Raw genomic sequence first — 16,518 nt, 5'->3', positions numbered from 1 at the left:
CTACTCTTTCAGTTAGGAAGACAAATGGGAATAAGAGTGCCATTGCACTCTTATTCCACAATGATGGTCAGATGTGTGACCTGTCTCCCCCGGATTCTGTAGCAACGGATTCCTTCTTCCGCGCCACCGACGGAAATAATGAAGTAGAATACATCTGGTGCATGATCGATATCATCCTGCGAAGGGACAGGCAGGCCATTCGGATGAGAATGGTACAATCCGATAAATGTCTCATTGCGTTCATGCATATCCCTAACAGCACGTTCCTTCTCCGATTCATCTATGGCAAAGGAATAGGGGGATGGTTCGGTATTTCTCATCGGCCAAACCCCCGTGCATCGTGAACCGGTTCCGGATAGGAGTCCGCATGCTTCATTCGGCATGGAAGATTTCGCTTCCAGGATCAATCTGCTATAGAGATTCCTTGAAAGAATGACTGATTCTTTATGCGTTGCACCCACACCCTTTAAACTTGAACTTGGTGCGCTCTGCTGCGATTTTTTCCCTTTGTTCTTTTTTAATGCCGATGGGAATGCTCTTTTTCTGTCTGTAGATTTGGTTTTGATCTTTCTTCATCATGATGTTTCACCCCCTTCCATGGGTCATCGGAAGTACTTTTGCGGATTGAACATCGTCCTCTTGGAATCGGAGGGCAGGGGAATGTTTCCATACTCATCGAATTCCGGGTTCACCTGCGGGACTTCCTCTTTCTTCTGGGTCTTCATCTGCTTATACAGATCATTTTTTTTGTTCGATTGTTGCTTGATTTTACTCCTTAATGATTCAACTTCAGCTTCCAGTTCAAGCTCCCTCGCACTTTGTTTGGGGGCATTTTTTTGCTGATCATGCAGAAGGGTGATTTCCCGTTGGAGCTCCCCTTCCCTCTCCTTGAAATGGTCGATCTGCTGCTTCAGGCTTTGGATCTCTTCCTCATAATAGCTTTCAATCTTATTGATTTCTTCCTGGATCTTCTTCACTTCAGTGAGATGGTTTTGAGCGGAGTCGTTCCTGCTTTGCTGTTCGGCTATCGCTTCCTTCACTTCCATAAATTTCGATGAGTATACACGAAGCTGCTCATCGATTTCTTCCAACCTCTGTAAAACCTCAGCGTTCATTTCGGCGTGCTCCTTACCGGATAAAAAATTCCACATCGTATATCTCCACCTTTCTGTATAGGAATTCATCTGTTTATAAAAAAGCTCCACCATCTTTTTGTTCGTCTCTAAACCCATGAGCATACTATCGCAGTCGATCCTGACAAATGAATTTCTGGATGGTGCCTCATATACGACTTTCATAACCCTTTCCTTCACCGCTTTCAGCATGTGCGGACCCTTGTTCTCGATCATGATGACTTCCACTGAAGGGGACGATGGCTTCACGCTCGCAACTCGATCATGATGGATCTTCTCCTTGAGCTGTTCCATTTTTCGTTTAAGGACAAGGATCACTTCACCTTGCTCCCGTTCCCTGGTTTTCCATTCTTTCAGTTGAGCCTGGAGGGATTCCACGATCCTGCGGCCATCTGCTTCCTCCTGCATCCTTGCCTTCTCCATGCGGCCTGGACCGCGTTCTGTCAATTCCCCGAACAACGACTCCACTTCTTCCGATATGACCCGAATATCGTCCAATGCCTTCAATGCCTCACCATCGTCCCTTTCCATCATCGCCAACACCCCCATTGATCCTTTTCTTTCATCATATGTACAGATTCTTTCCATGTTAAAAAAAGGAGGGAGAGTTTCCTCTCTCTCCCTAATCATTAGCCGTTCAATAGGTCATTGAATGTTTGACACTCGCTGAATTCAACGAGAGCTTCTACTACTCCACTGTCGAAAATGACGGCATTGGCAGTGTTACGAAGGATCAGGCGGAAGCCTTCAGCAATCGGTCCAAGCAAGCCTGTGAAGATTTGAAGTTCGTAGAACAATTGCTCAGGGGCGCCGTCGAAGTAGCGGATCCCTTCTCCGACAGCAGTCAATGCGTCTGTTCCACATGTTACGCGGTCAATGGAAGACGGGTTGAAGCTGAAGCTGAAGTCCGGTTGGAATCCAGTTGCAGTAGGTGCAGGAGTCGGTCCAACTTCCGTATCAACAAAGGAGTAAGACCATGTGCTGTCCCCAAGGGAACACTCTTGACAGATTTCCGCTCTGAGAGTGGATAGACCTGTAACAAGTTCAGCCGCTGCTCCAGTGCCGAATGTGGCTTCGGTATCTTCATTCCTCGCAAGAGCTGTACCTTGACACTCACAGTTTGCAACAGGGAACAAGCCAGGGCATTGACGAGGGAATTCAAGAAGGCTCAAGTCACATTGAAGCTGCTCTTCTGGTACTGGAATGTTGTTTGGACGCGGGAAGCAGAATTTAGCCAGTACTTCCAACTTTACAGGGAATTCCACTTGAACATCTTTACAAAGGACAACACGAAGCGGAATCATCGGTCCGAATGGATCTGGTCCCATTAGGACGCCACCGGAAGACGCGATGACTTGCGTAGCACGGATGTTCAGGTTGGCATTCGTGATGCCAGTCGGCACACAAAGCATGATCTCATCAGTGAATTGAGTCCGAACTGTGAACGTACACGCTGGTACACCTGCGATGAGGATAGTGACTTCTACTGGGACTGTCCATACGATCAGGACGCGGCCCGGGTTTCCGTTTTCAAGGATGGTACCAGTCACACTGACACTTGCAGGATCAACCGGTGCCGTTTGTACTTCCACACGTTGGCCGGCCGCTAGTGCTGCACTGACCGCTGCACGGCAGTCTTCATCAGGGATGAAGTTTTTGTTTTCGTATCGATTGGCATAAAACACCCAATCATATACTTTGTCGACACGAATACATTCTGGAGCAAGATCATTGGGATCCAATGGAATAGGAGATGGTGATGGTGTTGGCGTAGGAGTCTGGGAACCCCTAAGTTGTTTACGCTTATTCAAACAAATCCTTCCTTTCGTCTACATGAATATTTATTTAACACTATATCCTATGGGGGCATCGCGAATCGGTATAGAGAAAACACCTAGATTCCTCAAAAAAATATAACCGGCATGGTATTCCATATAAAAAAAAAGGCGCAGGCCCCCTGACACCTATCCAACAATTTTCCGATGGACGTGCATAGGATGTAAAAGGAAGGTGAAGAGCAACCTCTTATGAATGCATTCCATACATGCGCCCGCATCGGAAACGGCAATGGACGCATCATTCAAAGAGATTTTGAGATTGATTAAGTAAGAATCAAACGTTTACGCTTAGAATGAATATTCGTGTGCGGATAAAAATATAGAAAGAAAGCCGTGTAAACGCTGGGAAGTTTACACGGCTTTATTCATTGGATGGACGAATGACCCGGTTCATACATATATATAGAAGTAAAAGAAACCGAAACGAAAGAGAGGTGACCCGCATGAATCGGCTCGATCCCATCCAGCTCAATCAGCTGATCATCCATTATAAATCGGAAATGCAAAGGTTCAAACAGGAATATGAAGCATTGGAGTCCACTCAGTCAAGAAAAGCCATCCTGACCCTGAAGCGCCAAGTCGAGGAGCTGAAGGAAGAAAACAGGCGCCTGAGCGAGCGAATCGCAAAGGAAGACGTAGGACGCCCCAGCCTCTCATTCCTTATCAGGGATAATGAAGGCATCTTGAAGAACGATACCACTGAAGTCGAAAAGCTGAAAGAAAACGTCATGCAGCTGGAATCAGCGCTCGTGAAGGAACGTCACAAAAAGGAAGCGGAATTCGGAGAGTTCACAAGGATAATTGACGAGAAGAATGAAGAGATCAGGAAGCTGAACACCTCTATATATGAGGAAAAGAAAAGGCAACTTGAAGTGGTCGCGGCACTCGAACGCTTGAAGAAAAGGTTCCTGGATCTAAAACGAGGCTACGTGAGAAGCATGCAGCGTGGACATCAATGAATAAGGCAGGACGCTCCCGTTCCAGCACATAAAAAAACCGGACTCTACCGCGAGAGCCCGGTTTGTTTTACATAAATTCCTTCACCAATTGATCGAAGGTTTCTTCTTCGAGACGGATATCATGAGAACTCAGTGGTTGTTCTGAATAGTCAGGGATCAATTGCTGATAGGAAGGTTGATCGCTATTCTGATAGATGAGTCCCGTCACGAGCCCCTGCTTCTCCATAAGGAGACTCATGGCCTGCTCCCTGTTCGAAGGATCATATCCTTCCACGTCGGATAGCTTTGTGAGGTTCTCTTTGAACCAGTCGTACGTATTGATCTTATTATAGGTCACACATGGACTGAATACATTGATCAAAGAAAACCCTTCATGGTTCAACCCTGCTTCAATCAGTGCAGTTAGTTCCTTGAGGTCAGAAGAAAAGCTCTGTGCAACAAATGTGGCACCTGCGGTCAAAGCCATCTCCATTGGTGCAAGAGCAGGTTCGATGCTCCCTTGTGGAGTGGATTTTGTTTTAAAGCCGGTTGACGACCTCGGGGAAGTCTGCCCTTTTGTCAATCCATAAATCTGATTATCCATCACGATATACGTGATGTTGACGTTCCTCCGGATTGCATGGATGGTATGGCCGAGGCCGATTGCAAAACCATCACCGTCGCCTCCGGAAGCAATCACCGTCAACTCTTTATTCGCCATTTTTAAGCCTTGGGCAATGGGCAGGGAGCGGCCGTGGATTCCGTGGAAGCCGTATGAATTGATATAGCCGGAAATCCTGCCGGAACAACCGATGCCCGAGACAACGGCCAGCTGTTCCGGGTCCAGTCCTACATTCGCAGAAGCACGCTGTATGGCGGCCTGGACAGAGAAGTCACCACATCCGGGACACCAGTTCGGCTTGACATTATTCCTGAAATCTTTAAATGTTGCCATTTTGCGTCAGCTCCTTACATCTTTCATGTATTTCATGCGGGAGGAAAGGCGTCCCGTCATATTTAGTCATATTGACGACCTTTTGGCCATAGCCTGCATTCATCTTCAGGATGTTCGCCAGCTGTCCTGTAGCATTATTCTCGATCACAACCACTTTTCTCGCCGATGCAAGCTGAGGCTGTATGGTTTCCGTGGGGAAAGGATGGATGAGGCGGACATGGGCATGGTTGACTGAGATCCCATCTTCCTCCAAACGCACCATGGCTTCCTCGATCGCTCCCCTGGTGGAATTGAATCCGACCAGAAGGACATCCGGTTCCTCATGGGCTGCATGAATATGAACCGGCGTGTCAAAGCGGATATCATTCAATTTGCGCATCCTTTTATCCATTTGGGCCTGCCTGTTCACTGGGGATTCAGACGGTTTCCCTGTTTCATCATGCTCCACCCCGGTAACATGGTGAATACCGTTCTTCATTCCGGGGATCACCCTTGGGGACACGCCATCGCCGGTCACTTCATAGCGCTTGAAGTAGTGCTTCGGCTCAAGTTCATCCAGCTCATTATCCGCAAGCTTCCCTCTCCTGATTTCCACTTTTGAATAATCCAGCGGCTCCACCGTCTGTTTTCCTAATGAAAGCTGCAGATCGGAAAGAATGATGACAGGGCACTGATACTCCTCTGCCAGATTGAAGGCTTCAACCGTATCATAAAAAGCTTCCTGCACCGTACTCGGAGCAAGGACGATTTTAGGGATTTCGCCGTGTGTCCCGTAAATCATCGCCATGAGGTCGGACTGTTCCTGCTTTGTAGGAAGTCCTGTGGAAGGCCCTCCCCTTTGTGTATCCACGACAACAAGGGGCTGTTCGGTCATCCCCGATAATCCGATAGCCTCCATCATGAGTGAGAGACCTGGTCCCGCAGATGCCGTGAATGAACGGATGCCTCCATAATTCGCACCGATCGCCATCGTAGCGGCAGCAATCTCATCCTCGGTCTGAATCACGGTACCGCCAACGAGGGGCAGCTTCTTGATGAGGTACTCCATGATCTCTGATGCCGGCGTAATGGGGTATGCAGCCATCAAACGCACTCCTCCTGCAAGGGCACCAAGGGCAATGGCATCATTTCCAATCATGAACATACGCTTTTTCCCATCAGCCGCTTCCAGCTCTAGGGAGCCTGCTTTTTCACCAAGATCGTCCTTCATCTTGTCATAGCCCTGTCTGATCGCTTCCATGTTCTTCTCGACGACGGCATCCCCTTTACGGCCGAAGATCTCAACGACCACTTCTTTGAATACAGAAGGGTCAAGGTTCATCACTGCACATGTTGAGCCGACCGCCACCATATTCTTCATCAGGGACGTTCCAAGCTCTGTGGCAAGCTCCGTAAAGGGGACCACATATAGTTCTGCAGCTGTATCTTCTGGTTTGACAGGCTTGAACTTCGCATCGGCAATGATGATTCCTTCATTATGTAATTCCTTATAATTCACATCAATCGTTTCTTGATCGAATGCAACGAGAATATCCAGATCGTCGGCAATCGCTCTTACCTGCGTCGTAGAAACGCGGATCTTGTTATTTGTATGTCCTCCCTTGATCCTAGAGGAGAAATGACGATATCCATATAAATAATAACCGAGACGGTTCAAAGCCATGGAGAAGATTTCTCCTGTACTCTCAATCCCTTCTCCCTGTTGTCCGCCGACCTTCCAGGAAAGCTGATGCTTCATTCCATTCAATCCCTTCCTTAGCAATCTATTATAGGGGGAAACGGTCTCCCCATATGCCTGACTCACTTAATCAGTGTATCACTTTTGCCTGAAAATCACTACCTGCAATTCGCACCATTCCACTATGGATTACAGGATCACGGGAAGTCTTTTCAGAACATTTCCCCCAATGAATTTTCTCACTTGGGCATCGGAAAAATAGCGCAAGAGCATCCCGATCAGCGAACCGTAATCGGTATAGCGGCACAATCCGCTCACCGTTTGATCGATTCCGTCAAAATCAGACCCAAATCCGATATGGTCCTCTCCTCCAAGACTGCACACATGATCGACATGACGGATCACATCATACATGGAGGCCTCTTTCGCTGTATTCAAGAATGGAGGGACGAAGGTGATGCCGATGAATCCGTCCTTTGCAATCAGCGCCTCTATTTGATCATTCTTTAAATTTCGTGGGTTTTGACAAATCGTATAGGCATTCGAATGGGAAGCGATAGGATGTTCGGCAAGTGGCAGGGCATCCCAAAATGCTTGTTCACTGAGATGAGACATATCGGTCCACATACCGTGATCATTGAGGAATGTGATGATTTCCTTCCCGAAATTCGTCAGACCCGCCCCCCTCGGTTCAAGTGCACCGTCGGCTGCGGCATTGGCCCAGTTCCAGGTCAGACCGACAGACGAGACCCCGAGGCGATAGAGGATCTCCAATTTCTCCATGTCTTCCTCGATTGCTTCAATGCCTTCAAGAGTGAGCATGGCACCGATTTCATCTTCTTCCAAGGCGAGAACATCCTCTCTTGAACGTACCATCACCATCTTATCATTGGGGGAAATCACTTGACGGTGAAAGAGATTGACCATCGTCAGGGCAGCCTGGAATCTTTCCCCCGGCTTCAGATGGGTGGGGATGAATATGGCGAAGAGCTGCACCCGGCTGTGTTGCTGCACCAGCTGTGGGTAGGTGATCATCAATCCACTCTTCGTATTGAATAAATACCGACCCTGATGCATATATAGCTTCATAAGTACGTCGCAATGTGTATCGATGATCATACTTGCACCTCCCGGTTGTTATCTTTATAGTAATCAACGAAATAAGGGCTGTCCACCATGGCGGACAGCCCTTATTGTTCATTATCTTGGTTCTACAATCAACTTGATCGCGGTTCGTTCTTCCCCGTCGATCAGGATATCTGTGAATGCCGGAATACAGATCAAATCTAAACCACTCGGAGCCACAAATCCGCGGGCAATGGCTACGGCTTTTACAGCCTGGTTCAGCGCACCGGCACCGATCGCCTGGATTTCAGCTCCCCCTCTCTCACGAAGAACACCGGCAAGTGCACCTGCTACAGAATTAGGATTAGATTTTGCTGAAACTTTTAATATTTCCATTCCTTTTCCTCCTTGTCATTTCCCCTATACCGTATGCTTGTGGTAAAGAACAAACTTGGTATAAACAATTCCACTGCTACTATATTCAGGAAATGGACAAATCATTCCGGTATGGAGGAAAAAGGAATGAATTTTAGTATTCGGTCATGAACGGATGATCTTGATTGATGAGGATGCGTTCGATTTTCGTTGCTTTTCCCGTTTTATGATCAATATCGATCAAGCAGGCACTCAAGGTTTTCCGACCGGTTTTAGGCACTTCGAAGCGCACCGGCAGACTTGTCTGGAACCGTTTGATAACCGAGTCCTTGCTCATGCCAAGTACCTCATCGTAAGGGCCCGTCATGCCGACATCACACATGAATGCCGTGCCATTCGGTAATATCCGGTTGTCTGCCGTCTGTACATGGGTATGCGTCCCGATGACGGCGGACACCCTTCCATCCAAGAACCACCCAACCGCTTGTTTTTCACTCGTCGCTTCGGCATGGAAATCAACGAAAACGATCGGCGTCCGTTTTCTTGCTTCGGTCACCAAGTCGTCCAGAACGGCAAATGGATCATCAAGTGGCGGCATGAATGTCCTTCCCTGTGCATTGATCACGGCAATTTCCTTGCCGTGAACCTGGGCGAATACCAACCCTTGTCCCGGCGTACCCTCTGGGAAGTTTGCAGGTCGCACAATCTGTTTGGCTCCGTCGATGAAATCAAAGATGTCTTTATTATCCCAAGCATGGTTCCCAAGCGTTACCATGTTGGCGCCGTCCTGAATGAATTGCTTATAAATCTTTTCCGTGATGCCCCGGCCTGAAGCGGCGTTCTCCCCGTTCACGATCGTAAAATCCGGCAGATGTTTTTTCTTCAATTTAGGTAGATATTCAGAGATCATCTCCCGGCCCATTGAACCTACGACGTCTCCTACAAATAATAATTTCATAAAAAAATCCCTTCTGTTTGCTTCATTCCGTTATTGTATCACATATGGATGCATTTGAATCAATAAAAAAGCTGACTCAGAAAGGGGAGCCCCTTCCTGAGTCAACCAGTTATTTTGCGTATTCTACTGCCCTTGTCTCACGAATTACCGTGACTTTAATATGTCCCGGATAATCCAGTTCACTTTCGATCCGTTTCCGGATGTCCCGTGCCAGTCTGTGAGATTCCAGATCATCGATGGCTTCCGGCCGGACCATGATCCGGACTTCGCGCCCTGCCTGGATGGCGAATGATTTCTCGACTCCTTCATAGGACTCTGAAATCTCTTCCAGTTTCTCCAAGCGTCGGATATAGTTCTCAAGGGTTTCGCTTCTTGCACCCGGTCTTGCTGCAGAAAGTGCATCTGCTGCAGCGACGAGTACTGCGATGATGGACGTCGGCTCGGTATCCCCGTGATGGGATGCGATACTGTTCACGACGACCGGATGTTCCTTATACTTAGTGGCAAGCTCGACGCCGATTTCAACGTGACTGCCTTCCACTTCGTGGTCAATGGCCTTCCCGATATCATGAAGGAGACCAGCCCGTTTAGCCAAACGTTCATCTTCACCAAGTTCTGCCGCCAATAGCCCGGATAGATGAGCTACTTCGATGGAATGCTTCAAGACGTTCTGTCCATAGCTCGTACGGTACTTCAAGCGACCGAGGATCTTGATGAGATCAGGATGCAATCCGTGGACACCTACTTCGAATGTGGTCTGTTCACCAATCTCGCGGATATATTCATCCACTTCACGACGGGATTTGTCGACCATTTCTTCGATGCGTGCCGGATGAATACGACCATCCTGGACCAATTTCTCCAGTGCGATTCGAGCAGTCTCCCTGCGGATCGGATCGAATCCTGAAAGAATGACCGCCTCTGGGGTATCATCGATAATGAGATCAATTCCTGTTAGTGTTTCCAGAGTACGGATGTTTCTTCCTTCCCTTCCGATGATACGACCTTTCATCTCATCGTTAGGCAGGTTCACGACGCTGACAGTCGTTTCGGCCACATGTTCTGCAGCACAACGCTGAATTGCGAGGGATAGGACCTCCTTCGCTTTCTTGTCTGCGTCTTCCTTTGCACGGGTTTCGTGTTCGCGAACCATGATGGCAATATCATGGGACAATTCGTTTTCCACACGCTCAAGAATGATGCCCTTCGCTTCTTCTCGCGTCAGGCTCGAGATGCGTTCAAGCTCCGTTTGCTGCAATCTTACCATCTCGTCCACTTTGCTTTCCATCTCTTCAATATGTTGTTGTCTCTCGTTTAGAGTACCTTCTCTGCGTTCAAGCTGAGATTCCCGTTTATCGAGTGTCTCATCTTTACGGTCCAGATTCTCCTCTTTTTGCATCAAACGATTTTCTTGTTTTTGCAGTTCATTTCTTCGTTCACGGAGTTCATTTTCCATTTCAGTGCGAAGTTTATGATTTTCGTCCTTTGCCTCAAGCAAGGCCTCTTTTTTCAGAGCATCCGCCTCGCGCCTGGCCTCTTCCAAAATCTGCTCTGCGGAACCTTTGGCCCCTGCAATCTTCGCTTCGGCAATGGATCTGCGAATAAAGTATCCAACAACGACACCGACGATAAGGCTAAGCAAAATGGAGATGAGTGTTATAGGTTGCATCATTTCACCTCCTCTTGCTATCACTTTCATCATGTTTTTTACATGTCGGCTTGTACATTGCACAAATTGACCTCAACATACAGCGCTAGGCTTTCAAATGTCATTCGAAAATATTGTAAAATATACATGTTAATTTTAAATCTCAGAAAATTTATTGTCAAGGGGTTGGGACCTTTGTGTCCAGATTTATCAAGCAATCCCATCAATCGGCACGTTTTATACCTTAAAATGAATGACATTAGTATCATTGTGGTCAGTTCCCGGGCAATTCATTCCTTAAAAAGCAGAAAAGCAGACTGGCCGTAACCAGTCCGCTTTTCAAAAGGCAGTGTGATCTGCATCATTTCGCTACATGCAACGATCCCCAGTCGGCGAAGGTAATGCAGCCAAAGCCCGGCAGGAAAGCATCAGTCGTCTAACAGACTCATTTCTTCCATATCCTCTGTCTCGGCGCGACCAGTATCCAAACCGTAGTGATCACGGATCTTCAGCATGATTTCATTACGGATGTCCGGATTCTCTTTGAGGAATACTTTTGCGTTTTCACGTCCTTGACCAAGACGTTCTTCGTTATAGGAATACCAGGCACCACTCTTAAGGATGATGTCGAGTTCAGAACCAAGGTCGACGATTTCACCTTCTTTTGAGATCCCTTCACCGTACATGATATCCACCTCTGCAACCCGGAATGGAGGAGCGACCTTGTTCTTGACGACTTTGATCTTGGTCTTATTCCCCACCATTTCATTCCCCTGCTTGAGGGTCTCGGCACGACGGACTTCAAGGCGCACGGAAGAGTAGAATTTAAGGGCGCGTCCACCAGGTGTCGTTTCCGGGTTTCCGAACATAACCCCAACCTTTTCACGGATCTGGTTGATGAAGATGGCGATGGTCTTCGATTTATTGATGGCACCAGAAAGCTTCCTGAGGGCCTGGGACATGAGACGTGCTTGGAGCCCCACGTGTGAATCCCCCATCTCCCCTTCAATCTCGGCTTTCGGAACAAGTGCTGCCACGGAGTCGATGACGATGGCATCGACGGCTCCGCTTCGGACGAGGGCCTCGGCGATCTCCAATGCCTGTTCCCCTGTATCCGGCTGCGAAAGAAGGAGCTCATCGATATTGACCCCTAATTTCTGTGCGTAGACAGGGTCCAATGCGTGCTCTGCATCGATGAAAGCTGCCTGACCGCCCTGTGCCTGTACTTCTGCAATGGCATGGAGGGCAACGGTTGTCTTACCGGACGATTCCGGTCCATACACTTCAATGATTCTTCCACGTGGATATCCGCCTACCCCAAGTGCTGCATCAAGGGCAAGGGATCCACTTGGGACCGTCACGATTTCCCTGTCGGTCTTTTCTCCCAATTTCATGATGGAACCTTTACCAAATTGTTTCTCTATTTGTTTTAACGCCATATCCAAGGCTGCTTTACGTTCACTCACAAATGATTCCTCCTTCAGAATGGTTAACTGGTTAACAATCTATACGCTTGTCTCACTTCCAACCTATCTATAACTATAAAGGTTTTTTTAATAGAAAACAAGCAAAAAGTCGAACATTCATTCGGTTTTTTTGTCCTTCGCTATTTCCCATGATTCTCTCACTGTTTCCAATCCTACAAAAAAATGGGCACCCAGTGGGCACCCATCCCGTTTCTTATTCATTGCATTCCTTCACCAAATAATGCCACCCATACTTCACCGTCCGGCTGCGGTTGCCGTTCCGGCTTCCGGCCAGAGTGAGCTGGTATGCCTTCGGCTCTTCCTCACCAGCGGCTATGCCGATCCAGACGGTACCAGGAGGCAGATCCCCCTGCGCTTCAGGTCCTGCTACGCCGGTAAAGCTGATGCCGATATCGGTTTTGAACAGTGACCGCACATTTGCTGCAAGCTCAATGGCACATTCACGACTGACCGCACCTTGGTTCTTCAATGTTTCCTCCCGTACGTTCAGCACATTCCTTTTCACAGAATCCTGATAGCACACCACTCCGCCCTCAAGGACGGAAGAAGCTCCTGCAATCGAGGCGAGGCTGGATTGGAACAAGCCTGCCGTCAGGCTCTCAGCTGCCGCAAGGGTCAAGCCTTTTTCTTTCAGGAGTCTGAAGCCCACCCGTTCGAGTGAATCTTGATCGTATCCATATAGATACTCCCCGACGGTTCCGCGGATTTCTGATTCCAGCTCATTCAGAAGTGTCTCCGCGACATCTTTTGATTCGTGCTTGGCCGTCAATCGCAAGGTCACTTCACCGTCACCTGCAAGAGGTGCGATCGTCGGATTCGTCTGGCGGTCGATGAGTTCTTCAAGGTCGGCTTCTAGCTGCGACTCGCCGATTCCGAAGAAACGGAGAACACGGGAGTGGATCACCTCTTTTCGTTTCATGAGGTTCATGACGGCAGGAATCCCGTAGGTACTGAACATCGGCCTCATTTCAGAAGGCGGGCCAGGCAACAGGATATATGCTTTACCCGCTTGTTGAAACACCATCCCGGGTGCCATGCCAAAATCATTTTTCAATGGTACCGAACCCTCGAGTATCAAAGCCTGCTTTTCGTTGTTGGGTGTCATCACCCTGCCTACTTTCTCAAAATAAGCCTTGATGGAGTCCATGGCATCTTCATCCATCGAGAGGCTGACGCCCAGACTCCTTGCAATGGTCTCTTTGGTGAGATCATCCTTGGTCGGTCCGAGACCTCCTGTAAAGATGAGCAGATCCGCCCTCTCTTCAGCATGCTTGATGACTTCTTCAAGTCTTGCCGGGTTGTCTCCCACACTTGTATGATAAAACACATTCACCCCTACTTCGGCAAGCCTTTCTGAGATGAACTGGGCATTGGTATTAGCGATCTGCCCCAAAAGTAATTCCGATCCGACTGCGATAATTTCTGCATTCATGATTATTTCCTCCCAGTGAAAGAAGAAAGGGATGATTCCAATTGAATCAACCCCTTCCTTACATTATTTAGAATTAACAAACGCTTTGCGATTATGGTAAAAATAGTCCCAACCGGACCAAATGGTGAAGAACATGGCAATCCATAGGGCAATGATATCAAACGGCAGGTTCATGAGTTCGAAGATGGCATTATTCAACAGCAATGCCGATATGGCGATGATCTGTGCCCACGTTTTGATCTTACCCAGCTGCCCAGCAGCCACCACTTCCCCTTCTCCTGCTAGCACAAGGCGAAGGCCGGTCACGGCAAACTCACGGCTGATAATGATGATGACGATCCAAGAAGGAGCCACTCCCATTTCAACCAGTACGATCAAGGCTGCAGATACAAGAAGCTTATCCGCTAGGGGATCAAGGAACTTCCCGAGGTTGGTGACAAGATCCAGCTTCCTTGCATAATATCCATCGATCCAGTCCGTCGTCGACGCGATGATGAATATGAGAGCCCCCACGAATTGGCTGACAGGAAGATCTGCCCCAAGGAAGCGCATATCCCCCCAGTTCCAGGGAACCAGCATGATGATGAGAAATAACGGGATCAGGATGATCCGGGAGATGGTGATTTTATTTGGTAAATTCAAATGTATTGCCTCCAATCCAGTGCACTAGCGGAAAGGGAACTCCCTTTCCTTACTCTGAAGATTCTTTGCTGTAATTGATGATAACATCCTGCCTGACGACATCGGTCGGGATTCCGTACTCGACCTCATCCCCATTGAGGGTGATCACTGTGTTGGCAGCATTCCCGATGATGAGGTAGGCCTGGGACTCTCCTGAGAAATCGAAGTCCTCTTCGCTCCCTTTCGTCAGGGTGCCTTCAAACAACACCTTATCATCTTCATTATATACACCGATCCATGAATCACCGTCAGCAGATAATGTAAGATCGAATTGATCTGTCCCTTTCAATTCATAGGTGGTCTTGTATCCCTGGACAGAAGTCTGCTCAAGTGTTTGTGCGTCTTCTTTTTTAGTATCGTTTGAATCCGCTTCTTTATCCTGCTTTTTGTCCTTATCGGCTGCAGGTTTTTCTTTATTGTCAGCTGATTTTTTTGAATCATCGGCTTCCTTCGGTACATCCTTTTCATCCACCGCTACCTGGCTGTTTTTGTTCGTATCATTGTCAGCAGCGTCATTATTGCCCATTTTCCCGGACAAGAAAAACCACGCGATAAATAAGATGCCGATGATCACCACTACAATGAGCAGCGTCGGGATGAAATCGAGGACCTTCGAGGAACTTTCGGAGACCGTCTTCCTCGTCTGGACCCTTGAAAGTGAATCAGGGATTTCTTCGTGCTGCGTGACAGGAATTTCGGACTTGTACTCCTCAAAGATTTCTTCAGGAGGCAGCCCGACTGCTTCGCAATACTGTTTGATGAAGGCCCTCACATAAAATTTACCGGGCATGGAATCGTACGAACCTTCCTCGATTCCGGTCAAATAGCGTTTCTGGATCTTCGTGATCCGCTGCAGGTCATCGAGGCTGTAGCCTTGAGACTCCCTTGCATCTTTTAAACGTTTTCCTAATTCAGACACTTTTTAACACCTTCCAATATCAAAAATCAAAACCGCCGAAATCGGAATTTTGAAATAAATTATTTTGTTCGACCAACTCATATGTAATTTCCTCTTCGGGATTGTTTCGCAATTCGATGATGTAATCAAAATCCTCCAGGGTATACTCGGAATTTTGTACAAATACATCGGGATGTTCGATCACTTTGACCGCCGGCATGCGCATGATTTCCCTGACCAGCTGCCAATGCTGTTCATTTGCCCTTCGAGTGGATACGATCCCGTCGATGATGAAGAGATTATCGTCGGAGTATTCATCTTCGATCAGCTTGCTTCTGATGGTCTGCTTCAATAGTGTCGATGAAACGAAGAGCCATTTTTTATTGGCACATACGCTAGAGGCGACAATGGATTCGGTTTTCCCCACGCGGGGCATACCGCGCAGTCCTACTAGCTTGTGTCCTTCCTGCTTGAAAAGCTCTGCAAGGAAGTCGACAAGGAGCCCGAGCTCATCCCGCACGAAACGGAACGTCTTCTTATCATCTGCATCCCGCTGGATGTAGCGGCCATGCCTTACAGCCAGACGATCCCTCAGTTTCGGTTCTCGAAGCTTGGTCACATTGATGGTATCCATTGTCTGCAGGATCGATTCGAGTCTGCCGATCTGCTCATCCGTGTCAGCAAGGAGCAGCATCCCCCTTCTCCCTTCGTCCACCCCGTTGATGGTGACGATATTGATCGAGAGCATCCCAAGCAGGGAAGAAATGTCCCCCAACAGGCCGGGTCGGTTTTTTTGAATCTCGTATTCCAGGTACCACTCTTTCCTTTCCATCGGGTTTCCTCCTTCAAAGGCGATGATCCAGACTCGGGGATTTTTGAACTCTAGGTATTATAATAAAGTATTTTTTTCTAATATAAAAGAAAAACCTACATATTTGCCTACATTTTCTCTATTTTCACGATTGAATGGGTCAATGTAAAAAAGAGAGGGAAAATCCCCTCTCTTTAGCGAGTTCCGTTATTGTTGACAAGCTTAACCATCATGTTGGCGATAGCATGCTGCTCATCAGGTGATGCTACAGACCAAAGATCTGCAAGGACTCTTTCTTGATCATTCTTAGCTTCCACCTGTTTGGAAAGATAGTCACCGATTTGATAAGCAAGATCATTCACGGTTTCATTTTCCATTCCGCTGTGCTGAGCCTGGTGTAAGCGATCACCCAAGAAGTTTTTCCAATCAGACCAGTTTTCTAAAACTGACATGTCATATGACCTCCTTTATTGAGATACAAGCTTAGTTTGCATCTTTTCAAAGGAATTATGCGTACGGTCTCAAATTCCATTGGGCAACTTACGGGTCGGTTCTCCCCCCGATCCGCTTTTCTTTTTGTCCAGCTACTCCGGGGTGACCCTCGAGGTCATAAGGTCCTCA

The 16,518-nt window shown here is 47.8% G+C and carries 17 protein-coding genes; 1 reads left to right on the top strand and 16 read right to left on the bottom strand.

The window, feature by feature from the left end:
• Positions 1–50: 50 nt before the first annotated feature.
• Genes D5E69_RS10550 through D5E69_RS10540 form a run of 4 tightly spaced genes read right to left on the bottom strand, consistent with a single transcriptional unit; the run spans position 51 to position 2,944 of the window.
• Positions 51–461, bottom strand: coding sequence for a M67 family metallopeptidase (locus D5E69_RS10550; protein WP_148795047.1), 411 nt, complete (start codon positions 459–461; stop codon positions 51–53).
• Positions 445–579, bottom strand: coding sequence for a hypothetical protein (locus D5E69_RS23820; protein WP_258523385.1), 135 nt, complete (start codon positions 577–579; stop codon positions 445–447). Before D5E69_RS23820 ends, D5E69_RS10550 begins: the two co-directional genes overlap by 17 nt.
• 23 nt (positions 580–602) lie before the next feature.
• Complete coding sequence (locus D5E69_RS10545) at positions 603–1,721, bottom strand: hypothetical protein (RefSeq protein WP_048015565.1); 1,119 nt, start codon at positions 1,719–1,721, stop codon at positions 603–605.
• Between the two features lie 41 nt (positions 1,722–1,762).
• Positions 1,763–2,944, bottom strand: coding sequence for a BMQ_0737 family morphogenetic spore coat protein (locus D5E69_RS10540; protein ID WP_142245911.1), 1,182 nt, complete (start codon positions 2,942–2,944; stop codon positions 1,763–1,765).
• A 470-nt stretch (positions 2,945–3,414) separates the two neighbouring features.
• On the opposite strand from D5E69_RS10540, the gene D5E69_RS10535 reads away from it, so the two are divergent.
• Positions 3,415–3,930 carry a hypothetical protein gene (locus D5E69_RS10535; protein WP_048003978.1) on the top strand — a complete coding sequence of 172 codons (516 nt, stop codon included), beginning with the start codon at positions 3,415–3,417 and terminating at the stop codon, positions 3,928–3,930.
• A gap of 67 nt (positions 3,931–3,997) precedes the next feature.
• On the opposite strand, the gene D5E69_RS10530 is transcribed toward D5E69_RS10535, so the two are convergent.
• The 12 genes from D5E69_RS10530 to D5E69_RS10475 all read right to left on the bottom strand — a co-directional run bounded on the left by D5E69_RS10530 (position 3,998) and on the right by D5E69_RS10475 (position 16,349).
• Complete coding sequence (locus D5E69_RS10530; RefSeq protein ID WP_048013101.1) at positions 3,998–4,864, bottom strand: 2-oxoacid:ferredoxin oxidoreductase subunit beta; 867 nt, start codon at positions 4,862–4,864, stop codon at positions 3,998–4,000.
• A complete protein-coding gene (locus D5E69_RS10525) occupies positions 4,851–6,602 on the bottom strand; it encodes a 2-oxoacid:acceptor oxidoreductase subunit alpha (RefSeq protein ID WP_048013100.1) in 1,752 nt (583 codons plus the stop codon). The genes D5E69_RS10530 and D5E69_RS10525 overlap by 14 nt, the downstream gene beginning before the upstream one ends.
• Before the next feature lie 129 nt (positions 6,603–6,731).
• A complete protein-coding gene (locus D5E69_RS10520; RefSeq protein WP_159129625.1) occupies positions 6,732–7,661 on the bottom strand; it encodes a dipeptidase in 930 nt (309 codons plus the stop codon).
• Positions 7,662–7,742: 81 nt separating this feature from the next.
• On the bottom strand, positions 7,743–8,003 hold the full coding sequence (gene spoVS / locus D5E69_RS10515) for a stage V sporulation protein SpoVS (RefSeq protein WP_034760060.1): 261 nt from the start codon (positions 8,001–8,003) through the stop codon (positions 7,743–7,745).
• 133 nt (positions 8,004–8,136) lie between these two features.
• Positions 8,137–8,940 (bottom strand): TIGR00282 family metallophosphoesterase, encoded by an 804-nt coding sequence (locus D5E69_RS10510; protein WP_048003982.1) that lies wholly within the window; start codon positions 8,938–8,940, stop codon positions 8,137–8,139.
• Positions 8,941–9,049: 109 nt separating this feature from the next.
• Positions 9,050–10,609, bottom strand: a complete 1,560-nt coding sequence (gene rny, locus D5E69_RS10505) for a ribonuclease Y (RefSeq protein ID WP_048003983.1) — start codon at positions 10,607–10,609, stop codon at positions 9,050–9,052.
• Positions 10,610–11,016: 407 nt separating this feature from the next.
• Positions 11,017–12,054: a recombinase RecA gene (gene recA, locus D5E69_RS10500; protein ID WP_048003984.1), complete on the bottom strand. Its 1,038-nt coding sequence runs from the start codon at positions 12,052–12,054 to the stop codon at positions 11,017–11,019.
• A 214-nt stretch (positions 12,055–12,268) separates the two neighbouring features.
• Positions 12,269–13,507, bottom strand: a complete 1,239-nt coding sequence (locus D5E69_RS10495; RefSeq protein WP_159129624.1) for a competence/damage-inducible protein A — start codon at positions 13,505–13,507, stop codon at positions 12,269–12,271.
• Positions 13,508–13,570: 63 nt separating this feature from the next.
• Positions 13,571–14,149: a CDP-diacylglycerol--glycerol-3-phosphate 3-phosphatidyltransferase gene (gene pgsA / locus D5E69_RS10490; protein ID WP_159129623.1), complete on the bottom strand. Its 579-nt coding sequence runs from the start codon at positions 14,147–14,149 to the stop codon at positions 13,571–13,573.
• Between the two features lie 49 nt (positions 14,150–14,198).
• Positions 14,199–15,107, bottom strand: coding sequence for a helix-turn-helix domain-containing protein (locus D5E69_RS10485; protein WP_063191227.1), 909 nt, complete (start codon positions 15,105–15,107; stop codon positions 14,199–14,201).
• Positions 15,108–15,126: 19 nt separating this feature from the next.
• Positions 15,127–15,918: a DUF3388 domain-containing protein gene (locus D5E69_RS10480; protein WP_048003988.1), complete on the bottom strand. Its 792-nt coding sequence runs from the start codon at positions 15,916–15,918 to the stop codon at positions 15,127–15,129.
• 173 nt (positions 15,919–16,091) lie between these two features.
• On the bottom strand, positions 16,092–16,349 hold the full coding sequence (locus D5E69_RS10475) for a DUF3243 domain-containing protein (protein WP_048003989.1): 258 nt from the start codon (positions 16,347–16,349) through the stop codon (positions 16,092–16,094).
• Positions 16,350–16,518: the final 169 nt, after the last annotated feature.

Origin of the sequence: Rossellomorea marisflavi (assembly GCF_009806575.1) — a bacterium.
GTDB classification, from domain to species: Bacteria; Bacillota; Bacilli; order Bacillales; family Bacillaceae_B; genus Rossellomorea; species Rossellomorea marisflavi_A.
This window is presented reverse-complemented; position numbering and strand designations above follow the sequence as displayed.